The organism is Rhizobium sp. SRDI943, assembly GCF_057653695.1.
On record NZ_JBYGKN010000004.1, the window covers coordinates 284604 to 308286 of the forward strand.

Genomic DNA, 23683 nt, shown 5'->3' on the forward strand with positions numbered 1-23683 from the left:
GAACAATCGGCCGTTGTCCCGGTTCGGAAATAAGGCCGATCGGCTACTCCATGCAGCAAGGGCTTCGGGATCATGAATTCTCGCAATCGAGCCATCTTTTCCAGGGAAAGACCCGCCGGCTTCGTCCGGATAAATCGTGCCAGCTGGATCGACACTTTGCGTGTGGTTGCGGCTGTCATGGTTCCGACGGCTGCCAAAGGTGTCATCATTCGCCGCCCGATCATGGAACGCCTGGCACAGCGGCAGGATCTGGACACGGGTGCTGTCAGTCAGATGCAGCGGCTGGTGAAGAAATATGGCAGGGAGCCTCTGCTTTTGCCTATCCCGTTCCGGCCGCAGCTGCTGGTGTTCGACCCCTCCGACGTCTCCACGGTGCTCGAGTGTTCAGCCCAGCCATTTGCCACGGCAACCTGGGTCAAGCGCTCCGCTCTTGCGCATTTCGAACCGAAAAACGTGCTGATCTCAGATGCCGCGCGGCGGGCCGAGCTTCGGCCGATCCATGAACATGCTTTGGCAAGCGCGGACCGGCTGCATCCATCTTCGGCCGGCTTCAAGACAATCGTCGATTCCGAACTCCTGGAGATTTTGGACGGTATCGGTTCCGACCGGCCGAACGAACTCGATTGGTCTGCGTTCTCGCGAGCCTGGTTCCGGATTGTTCGCCGCACCGTACTCGGCGATCGCGCGCGCAACGACGTCACTTTGACGAAGACCTTGAACGACCTTCGAAGTCGGGCGAATTGGGCTTTTGCAGCTTCCATCGATCGGCGCAAGCGTCGGCAGTTTCAGCTGCAGCTCGCCCAATATCTGCGCGAACCGGAGGAGGGCAGCATGATTGCTCGGCTGCCGAAAGGCAGCGATTTTGATTTGGAAAGTCAGGTGGCCCAATGGCTGTTTGCCTTCGACGCTGCTGGAGTGGCCGTTTTCCGGACGCTTGCGCTGCTTGCCTGCCATCCGAGCTACTGGGCCAACGCCGTTGACGAAGTTAAAGATCCCGACCTTGATCGTCCCTTCACGCGCAATTGCCTGCTCGAGGCTCTGCGTCTCTGGCCGACGACACCCGTCATTCTCAGAGAGCTGACCGAGGATGTCAAATCCGGCGACAGGACCGTGGTGCGCGGCACGGGCGTCATCATTTTCGCGCCCTTCTTTCACCGTGATCCCGAACTGGCTTATGCAAACCGGATGGAACCAAGTATCTGGGGGCGCAACGACACCTTGCCGACAGTCGGATTCGTACCTTTCAGCGCTGGTGCTGCCATTTGTCCAGCCCACAATCTCGTACCAGCGATTGCAAGCTTCGCCATCGGCGCGCTGTTGTCGGAGGCGGATATCACGCTGCTTCAGCCGTCTCTGACAGTCGACGACCTGCCCGGCACCCTCAACCATTTCGATATTCGGCTGCGGCTGAGCAAGCGACCGGTGAAAGCCCGTGCACCGCATGCTGCGGCAGGCTTTCCGCCTCATTGAAATCCGTGCTTGGCGCAGCTGTGGTCCGACGAAACGAGTCTTTCAAGGTGCGGCCACCGGAGGCGGCTCAACCGCATAATGGCGTTGGCCTCGTCGACACAGATAGACCTCGCGTTCCGGATGGTCGTTGATTCGAAAGCCGGCGCTGCGCAGCATCGCCTCGACCGCCGCCTGGTTGGGGATGAACCAGTTTGTCGGATCCGACGCGTAGCGTTCCTCGACAAAGAAGAGCTTCGGATATTCAGGCTGGTCGAAGATGCTCCATTCGGAAAAGTCGTAATCTTCCCTAAGGTCGGGAACGCGCTCGTCGCCCCGCTGGAGGCATTGGAACAGCATCATGTCGCCGACGGCGTGTTCATAGAGAAGATCCAGCGCCAGCAGGGGGTGGCGCAGGTGGTAGAGCACGCCCATGAAGATCACCAGGTCGAATGTTTCACCCAGTCGGGCGACGTCGTAGACGGACATCTGCCGGAACTCGATCTCCGCTCCCGCTTGTTCCGCCGCGAAGCGGGCCTGCGCGAGGTAGCGTGGGTCGGAATCGATGCCGACGACACGGGCGGCGTTGCGCCGTTTCATCTCGAGGGCATAGAAACCCGCGTTGCAGCCGACGTCGAGCACGCTGAGGCCACTAAGATCGGCCGGCAGGACATGCTGGAACCCTTTCCATTTGAAGGTGGGATAATCTCCGAGGAAATGATCGGCCGCTGTCATGTGGCCGCCGATGTTCAAATTCTGAAACCACGGCCCGAGTTGCTGGATCCGCTTTTGCAGGTTCGGATCTCTCGTCGGCTGTGCTGCATCCATCTCGGCTCTCCTTTGTCTGTTATCGCTCTCGAGTCAGATGCCAATCGCGGCGCGTCCAGCTTTTGCGCGCCGTCGCCAAGTCGAGCGCCGCGTGACTTGCGCGTCATCGAAGTCGCCGTCTGGACGGGCCGCGGCGATGAACCAATCGGCCGTCAGGCGTAGACCTTCGGCAAGCGGAATCGTCGGCTGCCAGCCGAGAAGGTCTTTTGCGCGTGAGATATCGGGCCGTCTGCGCTGTGGGTCGTCTTGCGGCAGCGGCTTGTGGACGACGACGGATGTCGACGGCACCATGGCCAGCACCATGTCCACCAGCCGGTTGATCGTGAACTCGCCGGGATTGCCGAGATTAACCGGGCCGCCCGGATTTGGATCGACATCCATCAGCGCCATCAGGCCCGCAACGAGGTCGCTGACGAAGCAGAAGGAACGCGTCTGGTCGCCGCTTCCATAAATCGTCAGCGGCGCGCCTGATATGGCTTGCACCAGCAGATTGGAGATGATCCGCCCGTCACTCGGCTGCATGCGAGGCCCATAGGTGTTGAAGATGCGGGCAACACGTGCGTCCACCTTGCCGGCCCGCAGCATATCGAAGCAAAGCGCTTCCGCCGCCCGCTTGCCTTCGTCGTAGCAGGCGCGCGGGCCTGTGCAGCTGACATTGCCGCGGTAATCCTCTGTCTGCGGATGCTCGACGGGGTCGCCGTAGACCTCGCTCGTCGACGCCTGCAGGAGCGAGGCATGATGCTGTTCGGCCAGCGAAAGCAAATTGCCGGTGCCGGCAACGCAGGTCATCATCGTATGCACCGGGTCCGCCTGATATTGTGGGGGCGATGCCGCGCACGCGAGGTTGTAGATCTGGTCCAAATGCTCGTCGACACCATAGAGATGGCAGATGTCCTTTTCGATCAGATGGAACTTCGGATGGTTGATCAACGGCCGGACATTGTCCTCCGATCCGGTGATATAGCTGTCGACACAGATCACCCGGTCGCCGCGGGCCAGCAGCGCATCGCATAAATGAGAACCGACAAAACCGGCTCCTCCGGCGACAAGCACGGTCTTTACTCTTCCGTTTCGCGTCCTTTGCAGCATCATGCGTCTCCTAAGCTGAAATGGATTGAGGCTGGGGACGATTGTCGTTCTCCCCCTTCTTCTGGCAGTTCTCGCAAGGCGGCGGCGAGTTCACGAGCGCGCACCTCGCCGGTATGGCGTTCAAGCACCGTCGCCCTGGCGGCCGATGCGAGCGCACGGCGCCCCGCGGCGGCGATGGTTGTCAGGGCGTCGACGACATCCCCCGATCCTTTGGCGATGATGATCGCCTGACCGTCGGCGAAGAACTCGTTCAAGCCGCGCCACTCGTCACTGATGATCGGCGTGCCGCACGCAGCGGCCTCGAATAGCCGCACGCTCGGCGACCAGCCCGCTGCGATCATGTCGGTTCGCGTGACGTTGAGCGTGAAACGCTGCCGGCTGTAGAAGCTCGGATGATCGGCAGGCCGCAGGTGTTCGATCCGCTCCACATTCGCCGGCCAGTCAATATTTTCAGGATATTGAGGACCGGCGACCACGAAGCTCAGATGCGGCAGTTGCCTGGCAGGCTCAATCAGCAGCCGCTCCAGCGTTGGCTGTCGGTCGGGGCTATAGGTGCCGAGATAGCCGAAATCCCAGCGGAAGGCTTCGTCCGTTGGCCGATATCGGCTCGCATCGACGGAGCAGTAGAGAGGGATCGCCTTGCGCGCGCCGTATCCGCGCTCGAGACCCGCCAACACGTCACCGCCCGAAAACGAGAAGTAGGCGTCGAAGGTCGCAAGCTGTCGGCGCGCCAGATATTCCTCGTCGCCGCGGTCGAGCTTCGCCAGCGTCACCGGCGTGTCGATGTCATAAAAGCACAGCCGTCGGGGCTTCAGGGCGGCGATCCTGTCGATAACCGCCACGCCGGATGGAACGTAGGACCCGATGATGACCGCGTCCGCCGCCTTGATCCGATCGGCATGGTTTTCGATCATCTCTTCGATGTCGCTGTAATGGACGAGCTGGCAAAAGTCGGGATCGGGAAGATCTCGGTGCGCCGCATACCAGGGCACGTCGCGCTCCAGGAACAACACTCGATGCCCCCCGGCGTGCAAGCCGCCGATGAGGGCGCGATAGGTCGTCGCGTGACCGTTGCCCCACGACGACGACAAGGAGAGGCCGAGGATGAGGATATCGAGCGGACTGGTCATTCGGCCGCCTCCGCTCGCGCGGCATGAGCGCGGAAGATGGCATCGGCGGTCTCGGCGCGATTGCTATAGGTATGTTCGGCAAGCACACGTCTTAGCGCCCGCTGTCCGATCGCCCTGGCCTGCTGCCATGTCAGGCCGGTCAAAAGATCGGCGACATCCTGGCCGTCGCGCGCCACCAGGATTTCTTTGCCGGGCTTCAGAAACAGGTCAATGCCTTGCCAGTAGTCGGTGATCAGGCAGGCGCCGGCGCCTGCGGCTTCGAAAACGCGGGTTGCCGGCGAAAAACCGTTTTCGGCCATGCTGGTACGGGAAATATTGAGCACCGCCTTCGGCGTCGCGTTGAACGCGTTGTGGTCGCGGGTCGGGACATGCCCGATGTGAACGATGTTCGACGACAAGGCTTTGTCGCTCCAGCCGGACCCGCCGAGCAGAAAGCTTTGCCGCGGCAGGCGGGCCGCGGGTTCGAGAAAAAACTGCTCGACCCGCGCTTCACGGTCGGGCAGACGGTTGCCGAGAAAGGCAAGATCCGCGGTGAACCGCGCCTCCTCCTGCACCGGATGATGGGTTTGAGGATCGAGCGCGTTGTAGATCGGCACGCAGTCGGCTGCCCCGAGGCCGCGATAGGCGTCGATCACGGGGTCGCCGCCACCATAGGTGAGGATGAGGTCGATCCGGCTCAAGGACTTGCGAAGCGGGTGCTCGGGGGTCTGCCGCAGCTCGGAAAGCGTTGCCGGCGCATCCACGTCCCAGAAGATCTTCAAAGCCCCTTGCCTGGCATGGCGAAGGACTTCCTGCAGCAGGAGATCGTCCTCGAAGCCGACGCCGCTGGCTTTGACGACGATATCGGCCTCGGCCGCGGCCGCCGTCACCTGCTTCAGCGCCTCGATGGTGCCTTGATAGACGACGACCTTGCACCATTCCGGCGGATCGATGTCGCGGTTTTTCTGCCGGTCGTAAACGTCGGGCTCGTAGAAGGTGATGTCGTAGCCCTTCCGCGCCAAAGCGCGCAGCAGGCCGCGATAGTAGGTGGCGGCGCCGTTCCAGTAGGCGGAAACCAGGCTCGATCCGTAAAAGGCGATCTTCATTCGGCGGCCTCCTTGGCTTGCAACCGCCCGACGACGCCCGCCGTGCCGCATTGCTCCAGAATGGCGAAAAGTTCATCGACGCGATGCCGGCAGGTGTGCCGCGCCCGGATCGTCTCCAGACCGGATGCGATCAGCGAGGCCGCGAGAGCATCATCCGCCGTCACCTCGCGCAGCAGGCGGGTCATCTCGGTCCCATTCCTGGCGGCAAGGTAATCTCTACCCGGCCTGAAAAGCGCCTCGGCATCGTGCCAGGGCGCGCAGATCAGCGGGATGCCGCAGGCGAGCGCTTCGAAGACACGGATCGTCGGAATGCCGGGGAGGTTTTCGACATAGGGGCGTCGCGGTACATGCACGGTCACCTTGTGGTCGGCGAAAGCGAGTGGCGCCTCCGCATTGGCGATCCAGCCGCCATAGGCGATGCCTGCGTCCTCGAGAGCGTCGAGCGCCTGCTTGGGGTAGCGCACACCGCGAACGGTCGCCCTCAGCCCTAGCGCATGCGCGGGACGGACGAGGAATTCCATCAGCTCGGCGGAGCGCTCGTCATCGCCCCAATTGCCGATCCAAATGAGATCGCCTGTCTTTTCGATCTCCGGTCTCGGATAAAACAGCGCGTCGTCGGCCGCCTCATGCCAGGTAAAGACCGATCTGCCCCAACCGGCCCGCAGATAGCGCTGCCGCAGCGTCTCGCCGAAGGCGAGCACGGCGTCATAATCCTCAAGCGTCAGTCCGGCGATGTCGCCCTTCGCCGACACGGCCCGGTGATGCGTGTCGTGGAACAACAGGGTGAAATCGGCACCGTTGCGCCTGGCTCGCCCGATCCGTTCCACCAGTGCTGGCTCCGTCCACTCGTGGACCACGACGACGTCGGCCTCGGCGATCGCCGCCTCGTGATCGAAATGCGCTCCGTAGATTTGCGAACGCAGCTGCGGGAACATGTCGTGAAACTTCTCCACCGCCGTCGGCCCTTGATCGCTGAGCAGGTTGCCGCGGCTCCAGGATTGCTGGGGTTCGAGCGCCAGCGCCTCGTGATGGCGGCGGGTCAGCTCCCGCATGATGCCGCGCAAGAAGTGGGCGTTGCCATGGTTCCAGTCGGAAACCAGCGAATGGGTGTAAAACAGAAATTTCATGATTGCTCCGCCGCTACCAGGTTAAATTTGTCGTTCATCAGTCGTGCATAGGCTTCGAGCACCGCTGCCGCATGCCGTTCCAAACTGAAGACTCGCGAGCGCTCCAGCGATCGCACGACGAGTTCGGCGCGCAATTGCTCGTCTTCGCTGAGGCGCATGCACGCGGCTGCCAAGGCCTTCGGATCATGCGGATCGAAGAACAGCGCGCATCCATCCCATAGCTCGCGATAGGTCGGGATATCGGACAGCGCCAGGGCCGCGCCGCATCGCGCCGCCTCCAGGACGGTCAGGCCGAAAGGCTCGTAGGTGGATGGCGATACGACGATTTGCGCGCGCCGCATCAAGGCGATGGTCTTCGAATAAGGCAGCGGCCCGCGATCGTCGGCGTCGTCGAGCTGCAGTCGCTGTCCGTTAGGACCCGAGCAGGAACCTACCATGACGACGGGAAGGGGCATCACCGCTGCCGACCTGTCGAGCACCGCGCCATTCTTGCCCTCGTCCCACCAGCGCCCGGCCGCGAAGACGAAAATCTTCTTTGGACGCGGGTCGGACCCGACGCGACTGGCGTTGTGGACCACCTTCAGCCGGGAGAGAGGACCATAGGCGGCCTGCAGAGCGTCCGCATGGCTCCTGCTTGGCGCAAGCACGGCATCGGCGCGGTCGAAACCTTCACGGTTCGCGTCGCGCTGCCAGGCCCAGTCGGGGGGCACCGGCGTGCCGCGCACCGCGGCAAACCACGTGACGACGCAGGAATGGGAAACCACGACAACGGGCAGCGGCGTATCGATCCCGGCGGCCTGGGACGGCAGGTTGAGATGCAGCAGATCGGCGCCATGGGCTCTGGCGATCCGAGAGATTTCGGCGGGCGCGGCAGATATTTCGGCCCTGCTCGCCGCCATCCAGTCGAGAGGGGCATCGAGCCACACCAGTTGCCCAAGCGCAGTCGCTTCGCTGGTCTGTGTTGCCGACGGTGCGGGTCCGAGGCCCGCGAAGACGATTTCCGTCCCCTCGCGCCGAAGCCCGGCACCGAGATCCATCGCATAGCGCCAGACACCGCCAACCGCGTCGAGGGTCATCAATATTCGGTTTCGTCGACGGATCATGCCGAGACCTTTCGATCGCGGCGCAGGATCGGTCGGCCGCCGAAACGGTGTTCGATGAGCCACTCCGCCAGGTGCCGCAGTCCGCTTTCCCATCCCACACGCGCGCTCCAGCCAAGCGTGTGCTGGAGCTTACGTGTGTCCGCGACGAAGAAATACTGATCGCCGGGTCGCCAGTCGTCGAAGGAGGTTTCGACCGGGCGCCCAATCAGCTTGCCGATCTCGCGCAGGACCGCGAGCACGCTAACGGCGTTCGTCGGACCGCCCCCCAGGTTGAAGACGCGGCCCTTGACCCCGTCAATGCCATCGAGGACGCCGCGATAGGCGGCAACCGCATCCGCGACGTGAAGAATATCGCGGACCTGCTTGCCATCGCCGTAGATCGAGACGGGCTCGCCGGCGAGCGCCCGGATCAGGAAATGCGCCACCCAGCCCTGATCCTCGGTGCCGAACTGGCGTGGGCCGTAGATGCAGCTCATGCGCAGCACGGCCGTCGGGATGGAAAAGGATTTCGCGTAGTCCAGCACATACTGGTCCGCCACGCCTTTCGAGCAGCCATAGGGGGTGCAGAAATCGAGCGGTCTGTCTTCGCCGATGCCATATGACCGGACGGTCGCGTCGACCGGCAGGTAGCGATCCTCGGCCTCGCGCATGGCGAGGTCGTCGAGCCCGCCATAGACTTTGTTGGTGCTGGCAAAGATCACCGGCGCATGTCGGCCCGCCTTGCGAACCGATTCGAGCACGTTGATCGTGCCGCGCGCATTGGCCTCGAAGTCGTCAATCGGATGGATGAGACTGGTGGTGACCGCGGTCTGGGCGGCGAAGTGAAAGACCGCCTTGGCATCGGCGAAGGCTGCCTCGATGCTTCTGGCGTCGCGTACGTCGGCAAGCACCGGATGTACGTTTGAGCCATGCCTCTCGGTCAGCCAGCCGAGGTTCTGATCGACGCCTGGCCTCCCGAGATTGTCCAGCACGACGACGTCTTCACCGTCCTGGAGGTAGCTGTCAGCGAGGTTGGAGCCAATGAAGCCGCAGCCTCCGGTGATGACGATCGGGGCGGCTCCCTTGGCGACGTTGGGGGTGGCGAGCCGGGCGACCTGCTCGAGCCGTTCGACGCCGCCTTCCATCAGCAGGCGCGCGAGCAGCTTCGGCTGGTTCTCGTGGGTGACGGCACCGAGATGGTAATGCCGCGGGTCGAACCACAGGCCCTCCTGCACCGGCACGTCCGGCGGCACATCCCGCCAGGAATACCAATACATCCGGTCGGCCGGCACGCTCAGAGCCTTCACGAAACGCCGCGCCTGCTCCATCTCGTCGTTGCGCCAGGTCGAATAACCGGTTTCGGTGATCCAGATCTCGGCCTTGTCGTTGAAGCGTCCGATAATGTTTCGCATCTCGCCGAGATGCATGTCCCAGCCGCTCCAGGTGCCTTCCTCGCTGTCCCATGTGCCGGGAAAACCGTGAAAGCCGACGGCATCGACGACGCCAAGCACGCCGCGTTCGCCCATCAGGTTGAGCCAATAGGGATCGAAAGGGCACGGGCCCCCGAGCACCGGCTTCCAGCCGCGATGCTTGGCCCAATAGGCGGCGGCGCCGACCATCTCGCAAAACAGCAGGAAGTCCTTGTCCTCGCGCCAGTCCCAGTCGAGCAGGTTGTTTGGCTCGTTCCACAATTCGACATGGCTGAAATATCGACCGTATCGGGTGAGCACGTGGTCGACGAAGTCGGCATAGGATTTTAGATCGGCCGGTGCGCCGGAAGACCGTCCTGTCCGGGACAAGGACGGCGGCGTGTAGTGAATGCAGGGGAGGAGATCGATCTCGCGCCCAAGCTTCGGGATCAACCAGTCAAACCACGCCTCGCCTCCCGGAGCGAGATATTCAGCCCATGACAGATGCGTGCGCAAGTAGCTGGCGCCGCTTGTACCGACGTCGGCGATCGTCTGCGACGTCCGCTCGTATTCGCCAGGGCGAAACCACTCGACGAAGCCATAGGGTCTCGAGCACGTGCCGGTGCCGGCGGAGAACGCGGATATAGTCATGATACCAGCCCTCTTTCCTCCAACTGTCGTTTCATCTCCGCGCCGCGATCGATCGCTCCGGCATTTCTCACCCAATCGGCGAAAGGTCCGAGCGCGTTTTCCAGCTTGAAGCGCGGCTCGAAGCCGAGCAGCTCGCGCGCCTTCGCGATGTCGGCAAAGCAGTTGCGGATATCGCCGGAGCGCGCCTTGTTCATGATCTCGGGCCGTATCTCCGGCACGCCCATCGCGTCGGCGAGAAGCGTCGCGACTTCGGTGATCGTATAGGCCTGGCCGCTGCCGATATTGATCACATGTCCCGGCGCGTCGGGTTTTTCGAGCGCCAGGCGGAAGGCGCGCGCCGCGTCGCGCACATGCACGAAATCCCGTCGCTGCTCGCCGTCCTCGAAGATCATAGGCGGCTGGCCATTGGCGAGCCTCGAGGCGAAGTTCGCCAAGACGCCGGTATAGGGATTGGACAGGGCCTGGCCGGCGCCGAATACGTTGAAGAGACGGAGCGCCACTGCCTCCACGCCATAGGCTTCGCCAAAGATCAGGACCTGTTTTTCCTGCGCGTATTTCGTCAGCGCGTAGATCGAGGCGAGATCGACGGGCTTTTCCTCATCCGTCGCGACCGGCCTCAGGACTTTGCCGTCAGCGCCACGCGGGTTCCATTGGGCGGCCCTGATCTGGTCGCTGCGTCGCCTGACCAGATCGATTTGCGCGCCGTCGGCGGTTTCATATCGGCCCTCGCCATAGACGCTCATGGACGAGGCGACGACAACGCGTCTGGGCCGGCGACCGATCATCGCCTCCAGAAGGACCGCCGTGCCAAGATCATTGCCGCCGACATATCGGGCGATCTCGTACATCGACTGTCCGACGCCGACCTCAGCGGCGAGATGGATGACGCCATCGGCACCCAGCAAAGCCCGTTCGACCGCGGTTTTGTCCCTAACGTCGCCGCGCACGATTTCGGCGGCCTCGGGCGGCGCCGTTTCGGCATCGCCGTGAACCTGATCGATCAACGCATCGAGGACCCGCACCTCATAGCCGTTGTCGAGAAGTTCCTCGACAACATGTCTTCCGATAAAGCCGCAGCCGCCGGTTACAAGGATCATCGCCATCTGATTTCCGTCCGCTCAAGTTGAAGATGACCCGCCGAACCAAGCGCGGCGAAGATTGTTCCGGCTTCAATGTCATCTTCTTTGACATGTTCTTTGACATCATCCGGAACATCTGGCGGCGTCGCTGGTTCGGCGGCCAATCCGTGAGCGAAATATTTCCTCGAGGATTGAGAAGCGGCCACCGGCGTCTGTCGGCTAGCAGACCGGCCGTGCCAAACGAAGGAGCAATTCATGAACATGTTGGCAAGAGCAGCCGAGGGTGCGACCCGGGCGGCGATCATCACCGGTCCCGGAGAAGTGTCCGTCGAAGAGAGACCTCTTCCTCAGCCGAGGCCGGGGCAGGTCAGGATCAGGCTCGAGGGGTCGGGCGTGTGCGCTTCCAATCTTGGCCCTTGGGCCGGCCCGGAATGGATGAGTTTTCCGACGGAGCCGGGCGGTCTCGGGCACGAGGGCTGGGGCAGGATCGATGCGCTCGGGGACGGAGTTTCTGGCCTCACCCTGGGAGACCGCGTCGCCGCGCTCACCTATCACGCCTACGCCACCCACGACATCGCCGATGAAGACATGGTCGTGTCGCTGCCGCGGGCGTTCGATGGCCAACCCTTTCCGGGCGAGCCGCTCGGCTGCGCGATGAACATATTCCGGCGCAGCCGCGTCGAGGCGGGTCAGACCGTCGCCATCATCGGGATCGGATTTCTCGGCGCCTTGCTAACGCAGCTTGTCAGCGGCGCCGGCGCGCGCGTCATTGCCATCTCGCGCCGTCCGTTTTCACTTGAAATCGCCAAGCGCATGGGCGCCGCCGAGACCGTGTCGATGGACGACCACTGGCGGATCATCGAAGCTGTGAGAGAATTAACCAGCGGTGCTTTCTGCCACCGCGTCATAGAGGCGGTCGGCAAGCAGTGGCCGCTCGATCTCGCCGGCGAGCTGACCGCCGAGCGCGGCCGGCTGGTGGTTGCTGGATACCATCAAGACGGGCCGAGGCAAGTCAACATGCAGCTCTGGAACTGGCGTGGCATCGACGTCATCAATGCTCACGAACGCGATCCCAGGATTTATGTCAGTGGCATGCGCGAGGCGATCGCAGCAATGATCTCCGGCAGGCTCGATCCGTCATCGCTCTATACGCACGTCTATCCGCTCGAAGGCCTTGGCGAGGCGCTCGACGCCACCCGCGATAGGCCCGATGGTTTCCTCAAGGCGATGGTGACATGCTGATGAATGGGATGATAGAGCGCTCCCCGCGGACGCGGGTCAAGTCCGTCAGGCTCGGTTTTCTCGGTGTCGGCTGGATCGGCAGAAGCCGAATGGAGGCGATCCTCCGCACGCAAATGGCCGAGGCCGCTGCCGTCGCCGATCCCTCGGAGGACATGCTGAATGAAGCCCTGCGTCTTGCGCCGGACGCGGAAATCGTCGGCGGTCTCGATGCGCTGCTGTCACGCGACCTCGACGGCGTCGTCATCGCCACGCCGAGCGCGCTGCACGCCGAGCAGTCGATCCGAGCGCTGCGGGCCGGGGTCGCAGTGTTTTGCCAGAAACCACTCGGCCGATCCGGCGCGGAAGCGGCAGCCGTCGTGGCCGCCGCCAGATCAGCCGACAGGCTGTTGGGCGTCGATCTCTCCTATCGTCATACGCAAGGCATGCAGCGCATCCGCGATCTGATCAGAAATGGCGAACTCGGCACCGTCTTCGCCGCCGATCTGGTCTTCCACAATGCCTATGGCCCCGACAAGTCCTGGTTCTACGACAAGTCGCTATCGGGCGGAGGATGCGTCATCGACCTCGGCGTCCACCTCATCGACATGGCGCTCTGGTGCCTCGACTTTCCCCAGGTGGTTGACGTCACGAGTACGCTGATGAAAGGCGGCCAGCCGATCAGCGCAGCGGGGGATGTCGAGGATTTCGCCATCGCCACCCTGACGTTGGCAAGTGGGGCGGTTATCCGCCTTGCCTGCTCCTGGCGGCTGCAGGCAGGATGCGACGCGGTCATCGGCGCCGACTTCTTCGGAACATCCGGGGGTGCATCCTTCAGGAACGTCGGCGGGTCGTTCTATGACCTTGCGGCCTATCGCTTCCGCGGCACGTCCGCCGAAGATCTTGCCCTGCCTCCCGACGACTGGGGCGGCCGGGCGGCGGCCGACTGGGCGGTCCGGCTCGCTAGTGGTGAGGCTTATGATCCGTCCTGCGAACGACTTGTCGAAGTTGCCGACATCATCGATGACATCTATCGGCACGCATGAAGCAGCGGCCTCGGCCCGGCTGGATGAAATTGTTTGCAGTCAGCGGTGAATCGGCTGGAACCGCCGCGCCCTTTGTCGGTTTTGGCGGTCGCAAATCATCTGCGGGATAGACATGGCCTCTCGACCAGCACGGAAGACGTCGAAGCCGCGGGCAGCCTCGAGCGATATGCTCGTCCGCAGCAAAATTCCTGTCTGGATCGTCAAGGCGCTTCTTTCCAGCGGCATCAAGCGCGTCAGTAAATTGTCTACGATGACCGACGATGAACTGCTGGCGCTTCCCGGCATCGGCAAGCGCGCGATCGAACTGATCCGATCGTCTCGGAAGGCCCGCGAAAGCGACGGGAGCCACGCTCGGGGATCGCCTGTTCGTCGATGACGTGAGAGGCGCTGGTCACACGCGGAACTCTCCGCCTTCGCGGGGGTTTGGACTTGCTCAACATGGAAAGCATGCAATGTCGATGCCGAAATCCGAGCAGCAGCAGACCACGATATCGAGACGTCTCGACCGCAACATCGAGGCTCTGCTGAAACGGCGGGAGCAGGAAGCGCGGCAATCGAGCCGGCAGGAGCGGGCGGCCGATGCCATTACCCGTTTCGCCGGATCCTTGATGTTCGTCTACCTGCACCTGCTGGTCGTCACGCTCTGGATCGTCGTCAATATCGGCCTTGTTCCGCTCGTGCCGGCCTTCGACCCCTCTTTGGTCATTTTGGCGATGGTCGCATCCGTCGAAGCCATTTTCATCTCGACATTCGTGCTGATCAGTCAAAACCGGATGGCGGAAGCCGACGACAAGCGCGCCGATCTCAATTTGCAGATTTGCCTTCTGGCGGAGCATGAGGCGACTGAGTTGCTGACCCTGGTCTCGGCCATCGCCGAGAAGCTCGGCGTCGAAATCGAGACGAGCGAGGAGCTTGAGGAACTGAAAGAGCACGTGAGGCCGGAAGAAGTGCTGGACGAAATCGAAGAGAAGATGCAGCGGCGGGGGACCAGAGAGCCGCCGGCGTAAACCGCCATCGCCGAGGTGTCGCCCGCTTCACGACGGTTTGGTCGGAAAGAATTTCGGCGGGCTTGGAACCGCGTCGATTCCGCGCGGAACATCCTTTCCGGAGTTTGGCAGCAGAACCGCGTGACGGTACCGGAGGGCGAAGCGTATCACGGCAGATACCAGCCGCTGATCCGACCACTCGGTGTCAGGGACGGATGGGCCGACGTCAGCCGACGCGACAGGGCGTCGGTAAATGCAAGGAAACTTCAAGACATTCCAGACCATGACGGCAAAACCCAGAAAAACACCGAGGATTGGTTTCCACAGCGCCGGCGGGTGGAGGGGCTCGGCGAGATCGGTGGGAGAAAGTCTTCTCCGAGAACATATCCCGGTCTCCAGCCCGGGGCTCTTGGCGCATCAAAACAAGCCGGACGGATATATATGCGTCAGTTGCGCCTGGGCCAAACCCGCCAAGACGCATCCACTGGAATTCCGTGAAAATGGCGCCAAGGCGACGGCCTGGGAGACGACGAACCAACGCGCCGACCGGTCTTTCCTTGAAAGCACATACCCTGACTGAACTCGAAGACTGGCGCGACCACGACCTGGAGGAACAGGGACGCCTGACCCATCCGATGCGGTGGGACCAAAAGGCCGAGAAATATGTTCCGGTTTCCTGGGCTGCCGCCTTCGAGGAAATCGGCCGCGAATTGCGGGCAATATCACCGGAGAAGGTGGCGTTTTATACCTCGAGCGGGCTTCGCTCGAGACCTCTTACATGTATCAGCTTTTCGCCCGCATCTGACAGGAGGCGCAGTCGGCGGCAAGAAAAACCAGTTTCCCCTTCGTCGCGTCGCCTGCCGTCAATGCAGCATTTTCCGCATAGAGGCGCGGATCAGCCTCGGTCACATGGCGGAACAGAAAAACCACGATCAGGATACAGATGACAACACCGGCCATCGGGCCTACCGGCGCGCGGACGACAAGGTGCGGCGCAGGCGATGGGCTGCGGCGCGAAAGTCGCCACCGGCTGTAGACAAGCTGTTCATAATACTCTTTCCACTCAGTCAAGCGCGGGTCGGCGCCCCTCCTTCGACGGCTCAAGGTATGCCCGGCAAATCGGTCGTGTTTTCGGACAGTTCCTTTTCCTGCTCTCCGGCGTCCATCATCTCGCGAAGCGGCGAGCGCGACACATTCGCCTCGATCGCCCGATGACCCGGCGTCTCCGGAAGAGCCTGGCGAAAGCTCTTGGCATAGTCTTTGGGCATCTTCGGAGGCATCATCGGCTCGTATTGGTCAACCATCGCTTGAATGACCACCGGACCGGCGACGGAGAAAGCCTCCGTCAAAGTCGGCTCTATCTGATCGAAACGCCGAATTGTGAAGCCGCGGCCTCCCATTGCCTCCGCCGCCTTGGCGAAGTCGATGGGCGCCAGTTCGCAGGCAAATTGCGGGTTGCCAAGGAACATCATCTGCTCCCAGGCGATCTGGTTGAGCATGCCGTTGCAGATCACCAGCAATTTCAGCGGGAGAGCCATGCGAACGGCGGTCGAGAACTCCCCGAGCTGCATGCCGAATCCGCCATCGCCAATGACCGCGTAGATTGGCCGCTTCGGATCGGCGGCGCCCGCCGCTATCGCATAAGGCAGGCCGGAAGCCATCGAGGCGAGCGCGCCGGAGACTGCGAACTGGTTTGTCGTGCCGAGGTCGATGTGGCGCGCCGCCAGCTCGGTGTTCTGGCCGGAATCGGCCACCAGCACGCCATCGGCCGCGATGCGCCTGCCGAAAGCTCGAACCACCGCCTGTGGCTTTAACGGAGCGCTCCGCTCCGTCTCCATCGTCTCCATCATTCGGCGCCATTCGGACATCGCCGTTTGCGCCTTTTCCAGGAACGACCGATCCGTTTTCCTGGTCAGCCTGGGCCTAAGGAGCCGTAGCGTTTCCCGTGCGTCCCCCACCAGACCGGCATCAACGGGAAAGCGCAGGCCAATTCGCTGAGGATCGCTGTCGATCTGCACGCCGCGGGCGGCTTCGGGCCGCGGGTAATATTCGATGTAGGGAAAGGAGGAACCGACAATCAGCACCGCGTCGCACTGTTCCATGATCTCCTGCGAGGGAGCGGTGCCGAGAATTCCAATCCCGCCGGTCGTCAAGGGATCGTCGTCGGCGAGAGCCGTCTTGCCGAGCAGGGCTTTGGCCACCGGCGCGGCGAGCAGGTCGGCGATCTCGCGCAATTCCTCCGCCGCGCCGACAACACCCCGGCCGGCGAGGATGGCGACCTTGCGGGCATCGTTCAGTATCCGGGCCGCACGATCGAGCTCGATCTCCTCTGGCACTTGGCGGCCGTGGAAATAGCGGTTCGGTACGTGTTTCGGGCGGTTCCGTTTCGATCGCGATTTCGCGTCCATCTCCTGGACGTCGTTGGCGATGGAGAGATGTGCGACGCCCCGGCGCGAGAGCGCCGAGCGGCAGGCGAGGCTGGCGACGTTTTCCATGTGCGACGCGTCACTGACATGCGCATTGTAGAGCGCGACATTGTCGAACACGCGGGTCAAGTCGACGTCCTGCTGGGTAAAGGTTTCGATCAGGTCGTGATACTGCGTCCCGGTGATGGCAAGCACCGGCATCTGATCGAGCTTGGCATCATAAAGTCCCGTCAGCAGATTCGTGCCGCCTGGTCCGGACGTTGCAAGGCAAACGCCGAGATTTCCGGTGAATTTAGCGTAGGCACTCGCCATGAAAGCGGCCGATTCCTCATGCCGGACCTGGATGAAGCGGATCTGGTCCTGGCGCTTGCGCAACGCCTCCATGACCCCGTTAATACCGTCTCCAGGAAGGCCGAAGATGACCTTCACGTCCCATTCAATCAGTGTGTCTATCAATATGTCAGCGGCATTGGGCATCGAAATCGTCCTCTGCTTATCAAAGACCGCAAACCTGCGTCATTGGGAAAGGTTCCAAACGCACGCCCCGGAAGAGCTGCGCGGCAGCGAAGCGATGTGGCAGGCAAGTATGCCCGAGCGCGTTCACATCCTATGCGCCAAACCGTAGACGAGGATCGTGACGTAAAGCAGGAAGGCGATGACGGCCACGGTCGCGATCAAGGTGACGGCAATCCGCCCGCCTTTGAGGCTGTTTCGCTGCTGTTCAGTGCTGGGCCGGGTCACCTGGATAGGATCGTGCTCGGGCGCGTCCATCAGGGCTTCGCTTCCGTCGAGATTTTTGCAGGCTCGTCATTTCCGCCGCTTGCGTTAATTGAGACCATCGAGCCGAAAACGATCAAAAGCCCAACTAACGTGATGGCGCCGATGTAGATGAAGGAAGCCCGACCGTCCGATTGCTGGTTCATCTGCCTCTCCCTTGGTTTGTCAAACCAAAGAACAGCGGCAATGTTCCCGCCAGCTGGCCTTATCGCGTCTTTTTGCTTTCCCCGCGGCCATCGACCACGATCGACGTCGGCCCCTGACCTATGCAGCGCATCACTTCCGTCAGCAATATGGAGGGCTCGCATGGTTTTTCCAACCACACGCCCTCGGAAAATGACAAAGCATCCGGGTGCACCTTCCGCTGAGCACCGGTGTAAACAATGAATGGTATATGGCGGCCGCGCAAAGATCTCGCAATCGCTCCAGCGACGCCATCTGTCAATTCGATGTCCATCACCACGAGATCGGGATCGTTCGCTGTCAGCCATTCTTCGGCTGCTCGACAAGACGACACTGTCTCTATCCGATCGAAGCCGGCGCCATGAAGGATGTCTTCCACGTCCATCGCGATGATAATCTCATCCTCCATCAGAAGGATGGACGTCGTTCCTGCAACGCTCATGGCCAAACTCCTAAAATACTGGATTACACAATAGACCTTTCGGGTCGAAATACAGGTTTCGTGCGCTATCGCACAGTTATCCTACCTCGCATGTTTCTCGCGAGGAATACTGGCAAGAGAGACGGGACCACGCAAGTTTTCAAATGGAGCCAAGGCGCGCCGCTGACGCGCCAGATCGTGTCGCCGACGATCTACGGCCTCGTCTTGTGGACGGCAAGTCCGACCGGTCGGCCGTCTGTTTCGTCCTGCATAGTCCGGAACAATCGCTTTGACGAGGAGGTCGGCCGGTTGAGGATTGACCCGGGGATCGACATTCTGGGTCCGGTCGGTTCATGCGTCGCCTGACGAACGAGAATTGCCAGATTGTCGAGGGTGGTGCCATCTCGGCGCGCTCCACGCTGAGACTGTGACTGGCTGCTCAGGCTCGCGATCTCCGTCTGCAAATAGCGGCCCGCGTCGCCCAGCCACTTCCACGCGAAGGAACTGCCGGCCGAGGAAGAGCCGGCTGGCCGTCATTCGAGCGGTTTCGGCGATCGATACCATCGGGCCTCTTTGTTCATAGGGGACAGGGACGCGCGAACACCGGACCGTCTGTACGCTATGGCACAGTGCATTGCTCAACGATTCGAGATGGTTAGGTTCGCCGCAGCAACGGGCGAAGGACTGCCACATGTGGACGAAACCATGGATGACGAGCAATTGAATTTTAGAAATGAGCTGTTGCGGGCCATGGGCCCACAAGAGCGCGATCTGATCGTGCCTCATATGGAGCCAATAACTCTCGATGTCCCCTTAATCCTTGAGATGGAGGATACGCTGGTCGGCGACATCTATATCCTCGAATCTGGACTTGCTTCGATCGTGGCGAGATTTCCGGGTGGGCGCGATATCGAGGTTGGCATCGTCGGCCGGGAGGGAATGACAGGTGCCGCCGTGATGCTCGGCGGAGACCAGTCCGCCAATCGGACGTTCATGCAGGTCTCAGGCCACGGCTTCAAATTACCAGCCCCGATCCTTTCCGCGGCCATGGAAGAAAGCCGGACCTTGCGCGGCCTGCTTCTCGCGTATGTCCAGGCGCTGCTCGCGCAAACGACTTCGACGGTGCTAGCCAATGGTCACGCCAAGCTAGAGGAGCGGCTCGCACGTTGGTTGCTGATGGTCCATGACCGAACGGACGGCATGATGATATCCCTGACCCACGAATTTCTCGCCGTGATGCTGGGGGTCCGCCGCGCCGGAGTGACGGTCGCGTTGCATCTGCTGGAGGGCAAAGGTCTGATCCGGTCCACCCGAAGGCAAATCGTCATTCTCAACAGGCGCGGATTGATCGAAGAGGCGCATGGCTGCTACGGTGCGGCGGAGGAGGAATATCGGCGACTGATCGGCAGCCCTCTCGCGCGTTGAGCGAACTTTTGATCAAACCTGGTCGTGCCGCGGTCAGAGGCGGCGCTTGCGGGCCGATGCCAGGCGACCCACCGAAAGCAATTTGTCCTGGTCTGCCACTCCATGTCGGTAGAGGCTGATCAGCAATGCCGCGATCTCCTGCGTTTCAGGCGCTCGCAGAGGCTTGCCCGTCTCGCAACAGATGGTATTCAAAATGGCCCGCAGATGACTGAGGTCATCTGAATCGAGGGCCTTCAAATGAGCAGACTGAGAATCGAGCATAGCGCCGTTCCCGACATAAAGGCTTCGGATCATGCGGCCCCCATCATGAGGTCCGCAAACGCCTAGCGCAACGCTTGGTGCGTAAACGCACGGATCTAATGATAATAGCCGGCACCAAATCCGAACAATGCCTCTACGATGGCGTTGATGTCGGCGGCACGATCGCTGAGGACGAAACCGGCTGAGAGCGCTTCGGCCGGATGCCCTTGAGCGAAGACGAAGGGTATGCGCCGGATCTCCAGCCATTCATTCATTGCGAGCATCGCCTCGTCCGGGATCGTGACGTCGATGATCGCCGCGTCACATGCAAAGGTTTCCTTTGGACCATGCATCGCGAACATATCGACGCTGCTGGTGACGACCACGGCTTGACGCGCGGCCCATGCCTTCTTGACGCTGTCTGAGAGAAAGCCGGATTCACCAATGATGACGATCGTCTTGCCAGCGACCGGACTAAGCGATTTCATAGCGGACGCCTGCAAGAGTGGTTGGACCGTCATCATGCTGCCAACCGGCGATTCACCGGCGCTGACAGGCTATCCGTACCATATTCAAGTTTGCGATGCGACGTTCCTCTAATCCGTCCCGAACCCGACCGCGCTGTGTTGGTTCCCCAGCCGATGGCGAGGTGAGGGGGAGGACTTCGTACGATTCCGCACTAGCGGTTGAAATCGAAAATCCGGAATTTTAGGATCGCCTTAAATAACGAGGAGGAAGACGATGACCCAGCACTCGGGAATTACGAAGCCGGCTCTGCAGCCTGGTGACATCGCCATGTTGCAGGCTGTGTTGCAGGGTTGGTGCCAAGAAAAATCATGCGGGATGGCCAGCCCCGCGGCGCAGCATGTGGCGAGGGAACTTGTCTCCTGGTTCGAGTGCGGCATTCGAGACCAGGGTAAACTCAGCGGTCTGATGCGCTATATGCAAGTGGATTTCAACAGCTTATCGATCCCGACGAAGCCGCGGCGTCCTGAGCCCCTGCCGTTCGCTGTCAATATTGGCGAAACCAGGGTGCTGTAATGGACAGACTTGTCTATTTCAAAAGGATGGCCTCCGATCCGGCCGCGCTCGATACCGTCGTTCGGGGGATTATTGTGCGAAAGATCGTCGATGAACTTCAGGAAATCTGCGATAGCGAGGCGAGCTGCGGTGCTGACCGGTACCCGGCGGTCGATGGTCTGCTTCGGACGATCCGAGCTTCGATCATATCGATCAGCAAAGCCGACGACCGTTGTTGGCAGAAGATCGTTGACGAGCTCCTACAGCTTCGCGCGACGATGGTTGATCTGAAGGCCGGCCATGGTGGCAAGACCTCCCATTGATAGGGAACTACACACGTCCCGCCGATGCGCTCTCATGGCCTTTGGCCAGGACGCATACTGATCGGCGATTGTTTGGGCGTCACTTGCCCGGCAGGTCCTTCTCCGTCGTCGCGGCAGCCGGAAGCCTTTGCTGCGACTGCTCTCTGTCAGAGGCGCGCACCGGGGCCGTCGGCGCCTTGGCGACATACACGCCCAGTCCCAGCGCGCCGATGGCAACGATGAAAGCGCCGGCTATGGCGAAGACAGACCGTCGTCCGTCCTGCTTGATCATTCCAAAAGCGAGGGCGATCCCGAGAAGGGCTGCTCCTCCTGCCACGGCGAACAGCCAGAGATAATTCATCAGCGTAAGCTCCCAATGTCCGGCCGCCTAACCCCGAAGAACAAGGAAGGTTCCTGGAGCATCCGTTTTTTCCAAATCTCGGATGTTCCACCTCGTTCTCTTGAATTCGGCGCAACAGCGGCGAAGGCTATTTGTTCAGGTCCTCCGCCATCTGCAGATGATGTTCAAGCGCAGGCCTCGTGCTTGCCGCCCAAGCTTTCAGCTCAGCATTGTCGCCGCCTTCGCCGTAGCGCTTGAAGAGGTCGACCGCGTCCTCGTGCGCGGATTCCTGGTCGGAATGATATTGCTTGATGAAATCATCGCCTTGAAGGCCCTTCAGCTTGTCGAGCATGTCCTGCTGCGCGCTGGTCATGGCGCTCGGCAACTGCGCCTTGACCTTGCCGGCGGAAATCAGCGCCTTGAGCTCGCTGCTCGTCTTCTCGTGATCCGTCACCATCTGCTGGGCGAAGGTTTTGGTCGCGGCATCACCGCGATCGACTGCCAACTTGCTGGATTCGATCTCGAACATATCACTGGTGGCGGCCTCCTGTACGAAGTCCTCTGTCTTCGGCGCAACGCCAATCAGCGAGTTGACTCCGGACTTTTCCGCGGCGGATTGGGCCAGGACAGGTCCAGCAAGCGAAATGGCAAGAGAGGCGATAATGATCTTCTTCATGGTTTGGTCTCCTGGTTGGTGGCTCGATTCGGCCGCTAAACAAGCCCAAGGCGGAATTGTTCCCTGCAAATGGATCCCTCCCGCTTTCCGATGGAACAACTCCTTCCGATCACGGTTTGGCTGTCTTGAGTTTGAAGACCAGAGACGGAAAAATCGTTTCCAAAAACCGAAAGGGTTGCAAGGCGGCGCGTCCGCTCTGCGCTCGGGATCGAAAGGCGGACGACGACATGAAAGCACTTACCTGGCATGGCAAACACGACATTCGATGCGAGAGCGTTCCAGATCCTCAAGTCGAGGAAGGGCGCGATGCCATCATCAAGGTGACGGCCTGCGCGATCTGCGGGTCTGATCTTCACCTCTTCAACGGTGTGATGCCGGACATGCATCACGGCGACATCATGGGCCACGAGACGATGGGCGAGGTCGTCGAAGTCGGCAAGGACAACAAAAAGCTCAAGGTCGGCGACCGTGTCGTGGTGCCGTTCACCATCTCCTGCGGCGAATGCTTCTTCTGCCAGCGCGGCTTTTATTCCGGATGCGAACGCAGCAACCCCGACCCGGCGAAGGTCAAGAAGATGTGGGGGAATTCACCCGCGGGCCTGTTCGGCTACACACATCTTCTTGGCGGCTACAGTGGAGGTCAGGCGGAGTACCTGCGCGTGCCTTACGCGGACGTCGGCCCGATCAAGGTGCCGGACGGACTGACGGATGAGCAGGTGCTCTTTCTCTCCGACATCTTTCCGACGGGGTACATGGCCGCGGACTTCTGCGATATCCAGCCCGGCGACACGATCGCGATCTGGGGCTGCGGCCCCGTCGGACAGATGGCGATCAAGTCGGCCTTCATCCTCGGCGCCGAGCGCGTCATCGCGATCGATACCGTGCCGGAGCGGCTTGCTCTTGCCGAAGCGTCGGGAGCCACCACCCTCGATTTCATGGACGAAGACATCTACGACAAGCTCATGGAGCTGACCAACGGGCGCGGCGCAGACGCGTGCATCGATGCGGTCGGCACCGAAGCCGATCCGTCGGCGAGCTGGGACTCGCGCCTTGACCGCATCAAGGTCGCCACGTTCATGGGAACCGATCGCCCCCACGTTCTTCGCCAGGCAATCCATTGCTGCCGCAACTTCGGTACGGTGTCGATCGTCGGCGTCTATGGTGGTTTCCTCGACAAGATCCCGATGGGTTCGGCGATCAATCGCGGCCTGACGTTCCGAATGGCGCAGACCCCGGTGCAGCACTACCTGCCGCTGCTCATGGAACGCATTCAAAACGGCGAAATCGATCCGTCGTTCATTATCACGCATCGTGCGACCCTCGACGAAGGTCCCGAGCTCTACAAGACTTTCCGCGACAAGAAGGATGGCTGCATAAAGGTTGTTCTTAAGCCGTAACGAACGTCGCGGACGCCCTGGATCCTAGCCGGCATCGAAGAAAGGTCCGATCATGCAGAAGAAATCAAACGACCCTATCGAAGACCGGAATAGGCTTCGCCCACCGGAGATGGAGCTCGAGCCGATCCGGTCCGAAGGTGAAGACCATGGCGCAGCTGTCGGCAAGCGCGATAAAGCTCGAACCGGCCGCCATGCGGAAGGATCGCCTGCGCCGCGCCGCGCCCAGGTGGACAATGAAAGGGTAGAAGGATTGCCCGAAACAGACGCGGCAGAAAGCTTGGCGACGGCGCCACCTGTGAT

The 23683-nt window shown here is 61.5% G+C and carries 27 protein-coding genes and 1 pseudogene; 10 read left to right on the top strand and 18 right to left on the bottom strand.

Annotated features, from left to right (window positions below; genetic code table 11):
* Window positions 1-72: 72 nt before the first annotated feature.
* The gene (locus AC245Y_RS34490) at window positions 73-1470 is read left to right on the top strand and encodes a cytochrome P450 (protein WP_017997516.1); all 1398 of its coding nucleotides are present in this window, start codon (window positions 73-75) and stop codon (window positions 1468-1470) included.
* A gap of 42 nt (window positions 1471-1512) precedes the next feature.
* On the opposite strand, the gene AC245Y_RS34495 is transcribed toward AC245Y_RS34490, so the two are convergent.
* From AC245Y_RS34495 to AC245Y_RS34530, 8 genes are read right to left on the bottom strand one after another with little or no spacing between them, the layout of a single operon-like run.
* Window positions 1513-2274, bottom strand: a complete 762-nt coding sequence (locus AC245Y_RS34495; RefSeq protein WP_003554680.1) for a TIGR04290 family methyltransferase — start codon at window positions 2272-2274, stop codon at window positions 1513-1515.
* Between the two features lie 33 nt (window positions 2275-2307).
* Window positions 2308-3363: a UDP-glucuronic acid decarboxylase family protein gene (locus AC245Y_RS34500; RefSeq protein WP_017997515.1), complete on the bottom strand. Its 1056-nt coding sequence runs from the start codon at window positions 3361-3363 to the stop codon at window positions 2308-2310.
* Window positions 3363-4493 (bottom strand): CgeB family protein, encoded by a 1131-nt coding sequence (locus tag AC245Y_RS34505; RefSeq protein ID WP_017997514.1) that lies wholly within the window; start codon window positions 4491-4493, stop codon window positions 3363-3365. Before AC245Y_RS34505 ends, AC245Y_RS34500 begins: the two co-directional genes overlap by 1 nt.
* Window positions 4490-5578, bottom strand: coding sequence for a CgeB family protein (locus tag AC245Y_RS34510; RefSeq protein ID WP_017997513.1), 1089 nt, complete (start codon window positions 5576-5578; stop codon window positions 4490-4492). Before AC245Y_RS34510 ends, AC245Y_RS34505 begins: the two co-directional genes overlap by 4 nt.
* Window positions 5575-6705, bottom strand: a complete 1131-nt coding sequence (locus AC245Y_RS34515; protein WP_017997512.1) for a CgeB family protein — start codon at window positions 6703-6705, stop codon at window positions 5575-5577. The genes AC245Y_RS34510 and AC245Y_RS34515 overlap by 4 nt, the downstream gene beginning before the upstream one ends.
* A complete protein-coding gene (locus AC245Y_RS34520) occupies window positions 6702-7781 on the bottom strand; it encodes a glycosyltransferase family 4 protein (protein ID WP_017997511.1) in 1080 nt (359 codons plus the stop codon). The genes AC245Y_RS34515 and AC245Y_RS34520 overlap by 4 nt, the downstream gene beginning before the upstream one ends.
* A 23-nt stretch (window positions 7782-7804) precedes the next feature.
* Entirely contained in the window at window positions 7805-9847 is a 2043-nt protein-coding gene (locus tag AC245Y_RS34525; RefSeq protein ID WP_017997510.1) for an NAD-dependent epimerase/dehydratase family protein, read from the bottom strand.
* Window positions 9844-10950 (bottom strand): NAD-dependent epimerase/dehydratase family protein, encoded by a 1107-nt coding sequence (locus tag AC245Y_RS34530; RefSeq protein ID WP_017997509.1) that lies wholly within the window; start codon window positions 10948-10950, stop codon window positions 9844-9846. The genes AC245Y_RS34525 and AC245Y_RS34530 overlap by 4 nt, the downstream gene beginning before the upstream one ends.
* A gap of 231 nt (window positions 10951-11181) precedes the next feature.
* Here AC245Y_RS34530 and AC245Y_RS34535 point away from each other — a divergent pair, with 231 nt between their 5' ends.
* From AC245Y_RS34535 to AC245Y_RS34555, 5 genes and pseudogenes are all read left to right on the top strand, one after another.
* Complete coding sequence (locus tag AC245Y_RS34535) at window positions 11182-12168, top strand: MDR/zinc-dependent alcohol dehydrogenase-like family protein (protein ID WP_017997507.1); 987 nt, start codon at window positions 11182-11184, stop codon at window positions 12166-12168.
* Window positions 12162-13190, top strand: coding sequence for a Gfo/Idh/MocA family protein (locus tag AC245Y_RS34540; protein WP_003554661.1), 1029 nt, complete (start codon window positions 12162-12164; stop codon window positions 13188-13190). Before AC245Y_RS34535 ends, AC245Y_RS34540 begins: the two co-directional genes overlap by 7 nt.
* A 112-nt stretch (window positions 13191-13302) precedes the next feature.
* Entirely contained in the window at window positions 13303-13566 is a 264-nt protein-coding gene (locus AC245Y_RS34545) for a helix-hairpin-helix domain-containing protein (protein WP_026157743.1), read from the top strand.
* Window positions 13567-13642: 76 nt separating this feature from the next.
* Window positions 13643-14197 carry a DUF1003 domain-containing protein gene (locus AC245Y_RS34550; protein ID WP_003554657.1) on the top strand — a complete coding sequence of 185 codons (555 nt, stop codon included), beginning with the start codon at window positions 13643-13645 and terminating at the stop codon, window positions 14195-14197.
* A gap of 262 nt (window positions 14198-14459) precedes the next feature.
* Window positions 14460-14978 (top strand): annotated as a pseudogene (locus AC245Y_RS34555) (FdhF/YdeP family oxidoreductase); the annotation flags it as partial.
* Here AC245Y_RS34555 and AC245Y_RS34560 read toward each other — a convergent pair.
* The 5 genes from AC245Y_RS34560 to AC245Y_RS34580 form a co-directional block, all read right to left on the bottom strand.
* Complete coding sequence (locus AC245Y_RS34560) at window positions 14960-15247, bottom strand: hypothetical protein (protein ID WP_020487182.1); 288 nt, start codon at window positions 15245-15247, stop codon at window positions 14960-14962. The pseudogene AC245Y_RS34555 and the gene AC245Y_RS34560 overlap by 19 nt on opposite strands.
* A 29-nt stretch (window positions 15248-15276) precedes the next feature.
* On the bottom strand, window positions 15277-17079 hold the full coding sequence (locus AC245Y_RS34565; RefSeq protein WP_017997503.1) for a thiamine pyrophosphate-binding protein: 1803 nt from the start codon (window positions 17077-17079) through the stop codon (window positions 15277-15279).
* A gap of 123 nt (window positions 17080-17202) precedes the next feature.
* The gene (locus tag AC245Y_RS34570; protein ID WP_017997502.1) at window positions 17203-17373 is read right to left on the bottom strand and encodes a hypothetical protein; all 171 of its coding nucleotides are present in this window, start codon (window positions 17371-17373) and stop codon (window positions 17203-17205) included.
* Complete coding sequence (locus tag AC245Y_RS34575; RefSeq protein WP_017997501.1) at window positions 17373-17525, bottom strand: hypothetical protein; 153 nt, start codon at window positions 17523-17525, stop codon at window positions 17373-17375. Before AC245Y_RS34575 ends, AC245Y_RS34570 begins: the two co-directional genes overlap by 1 nt.
* Window positions 17526-17584: 59 nt before the next feature.
* Window positions 17585-18004 carry a response regulator gene (locus AC245Y_RS34580; protein ID WP_003554649.1) on the bottom strand — a complete coding sequence of 140 codons (420 nt, stop codon included), beginning with the start codon at window positions 18002-18004 and terminating at the stop codon, window positions 17585-17587.
* Window positions 18005-18688: 684 nt separating this feature from the next.
* Here AC245Y_RS34580 and AC245Y_RS34585 point away from each other — a divergent pair.
* Entirely contained in the window at window positions 18689-19408 is a 720-nt protein-coding gene (locus AC245Y_RS34585) for a Crp/Fnr family transcriptional regulator (RefSeq protein WP_003554647.1), read from the top strand.
* 33 nt (window positions 19409-19441) lie between these two features.
* Here the strand turns inward: AC245Y_RS34585 and AC245Y_RS34590 are convergent, their stop codons facing one another.
* Both AC245Y_RS34590 and AC245Y_RS34595 read right to left on the bottom strand, forming a co-directional pair.
* Window positions 19442-19669 (bottom strand): hypothetical protein, encoded by a 228-nt coding sequence (locus AC245Y_RS34590; RefSeq protein ID WP_003554645.1) that lies wholly within the window; start codon window positions 19667-19669, stop codon window positions 19442-19444.
* A 95-nt stretch (window positions 19670-19764) separates the two neighbouring features.
* Window positions 19765-20136 (bottom strand): hypothetical protein, encoded by a 372-nt coding sequence (locus AC245Y_RS34595; RefSeq protein ID WP_017997499.1) that lies wholly within the window; start codon window positions 20134-20136, stop codon window positions 19765-19767.
* Between the two features lie 253 nt (window positions 20137-20389).
* Here AC245Y_RS34595 and AC245Y_RS34600 point away from each other — a divergent pair, with 253 nt between their 5' ends.
* Window positions 20390-20689 carry a hypothetical protein gene (locus AC245Y_RS34600; RefSeq protein WP_017997498.1) on the top strand — a complete coding sequence of 100 codons (300 nt, stop codon included), beginning with the start codon at window positions 20390-20392 and terminating at the stop codon, window positions 20687-20689.
* Window positions 20689-20991: a hypothetical protein gene (locus AC245Y_RS34605; protein ID WP_017997497.1), complete on the top strand. Its 303-nt coding sequence runs from the start codon at window positions 20689-20691 to the stop codon at window positions 20989-20991. Before AC245Y_RS34600 ends, AC245Y_RS34605 begins: the two co-directional genes overlap by 1 nt.
* 79 nt (window positions 20992-21070) lie before the next feature.
* Here the strand turns inward: AC245Y_RS34605 and AC245Y_RS34610 are convergent, their stop codons facing one another.
* Both AC245Y_RS34610 and AC245Y_RS34615 read right to left on the bottom strand, forming a co-directional pair.
* Entirely contained in the window at window positions 21071-21331 is a 261-nt protein-coding gene (locus AC245Y_RS34610; RefSeq protein WP_003554637.1) for a hypothetical protein, read from the bottom strand.
* Between the two features lie 127 nt (window positions 21332-21458).
* Window positions 21459-21986 (bottom strand): DUF4142 domain-containing protein, encoded by a 528-nt coding sequence (locus tag AC245Y_RS34615; RefSeq protein ID WP_003554634.1) that lies wholly within the window; start codon window positions 21984-21986, stop codon window positions 21459-21461.
* A gap of 227 nt (window positions 21987-22213) precedes the next feature.
* On the opposite strand from AC245Y_RS34615, the gene AC245Y_RS34620 reads away from it, so the two are divergent.
* Window positions 22214-23383: a zinc-dependent alcohol dehydrogenase gene (locus AC245Y_RS34620; protein WP_003554633.1), complete on the top strand. Its 1170-nt coding sequence runs from the start codon at window positions 22214-22216 to the stop codon at window positions 23381-23383.
* Between the two features lie 64 nt (window positions 23384-23447).
* Here the strand turns inward: AC245Y_RS34620 and AC245Y_RS34625 are convergent, their stop codons facing one another.
* A complete protein-coding gene (locus AC245Y_RS34625; protein WP_017997495.1) occupies window positions 23448-23576 on the bottom strand; it encodes a hypothetical protein in 129 nt (42 codons plus the stop codon).
* Window positions 23577-23683: the final 107 nt, after the last annotated feature.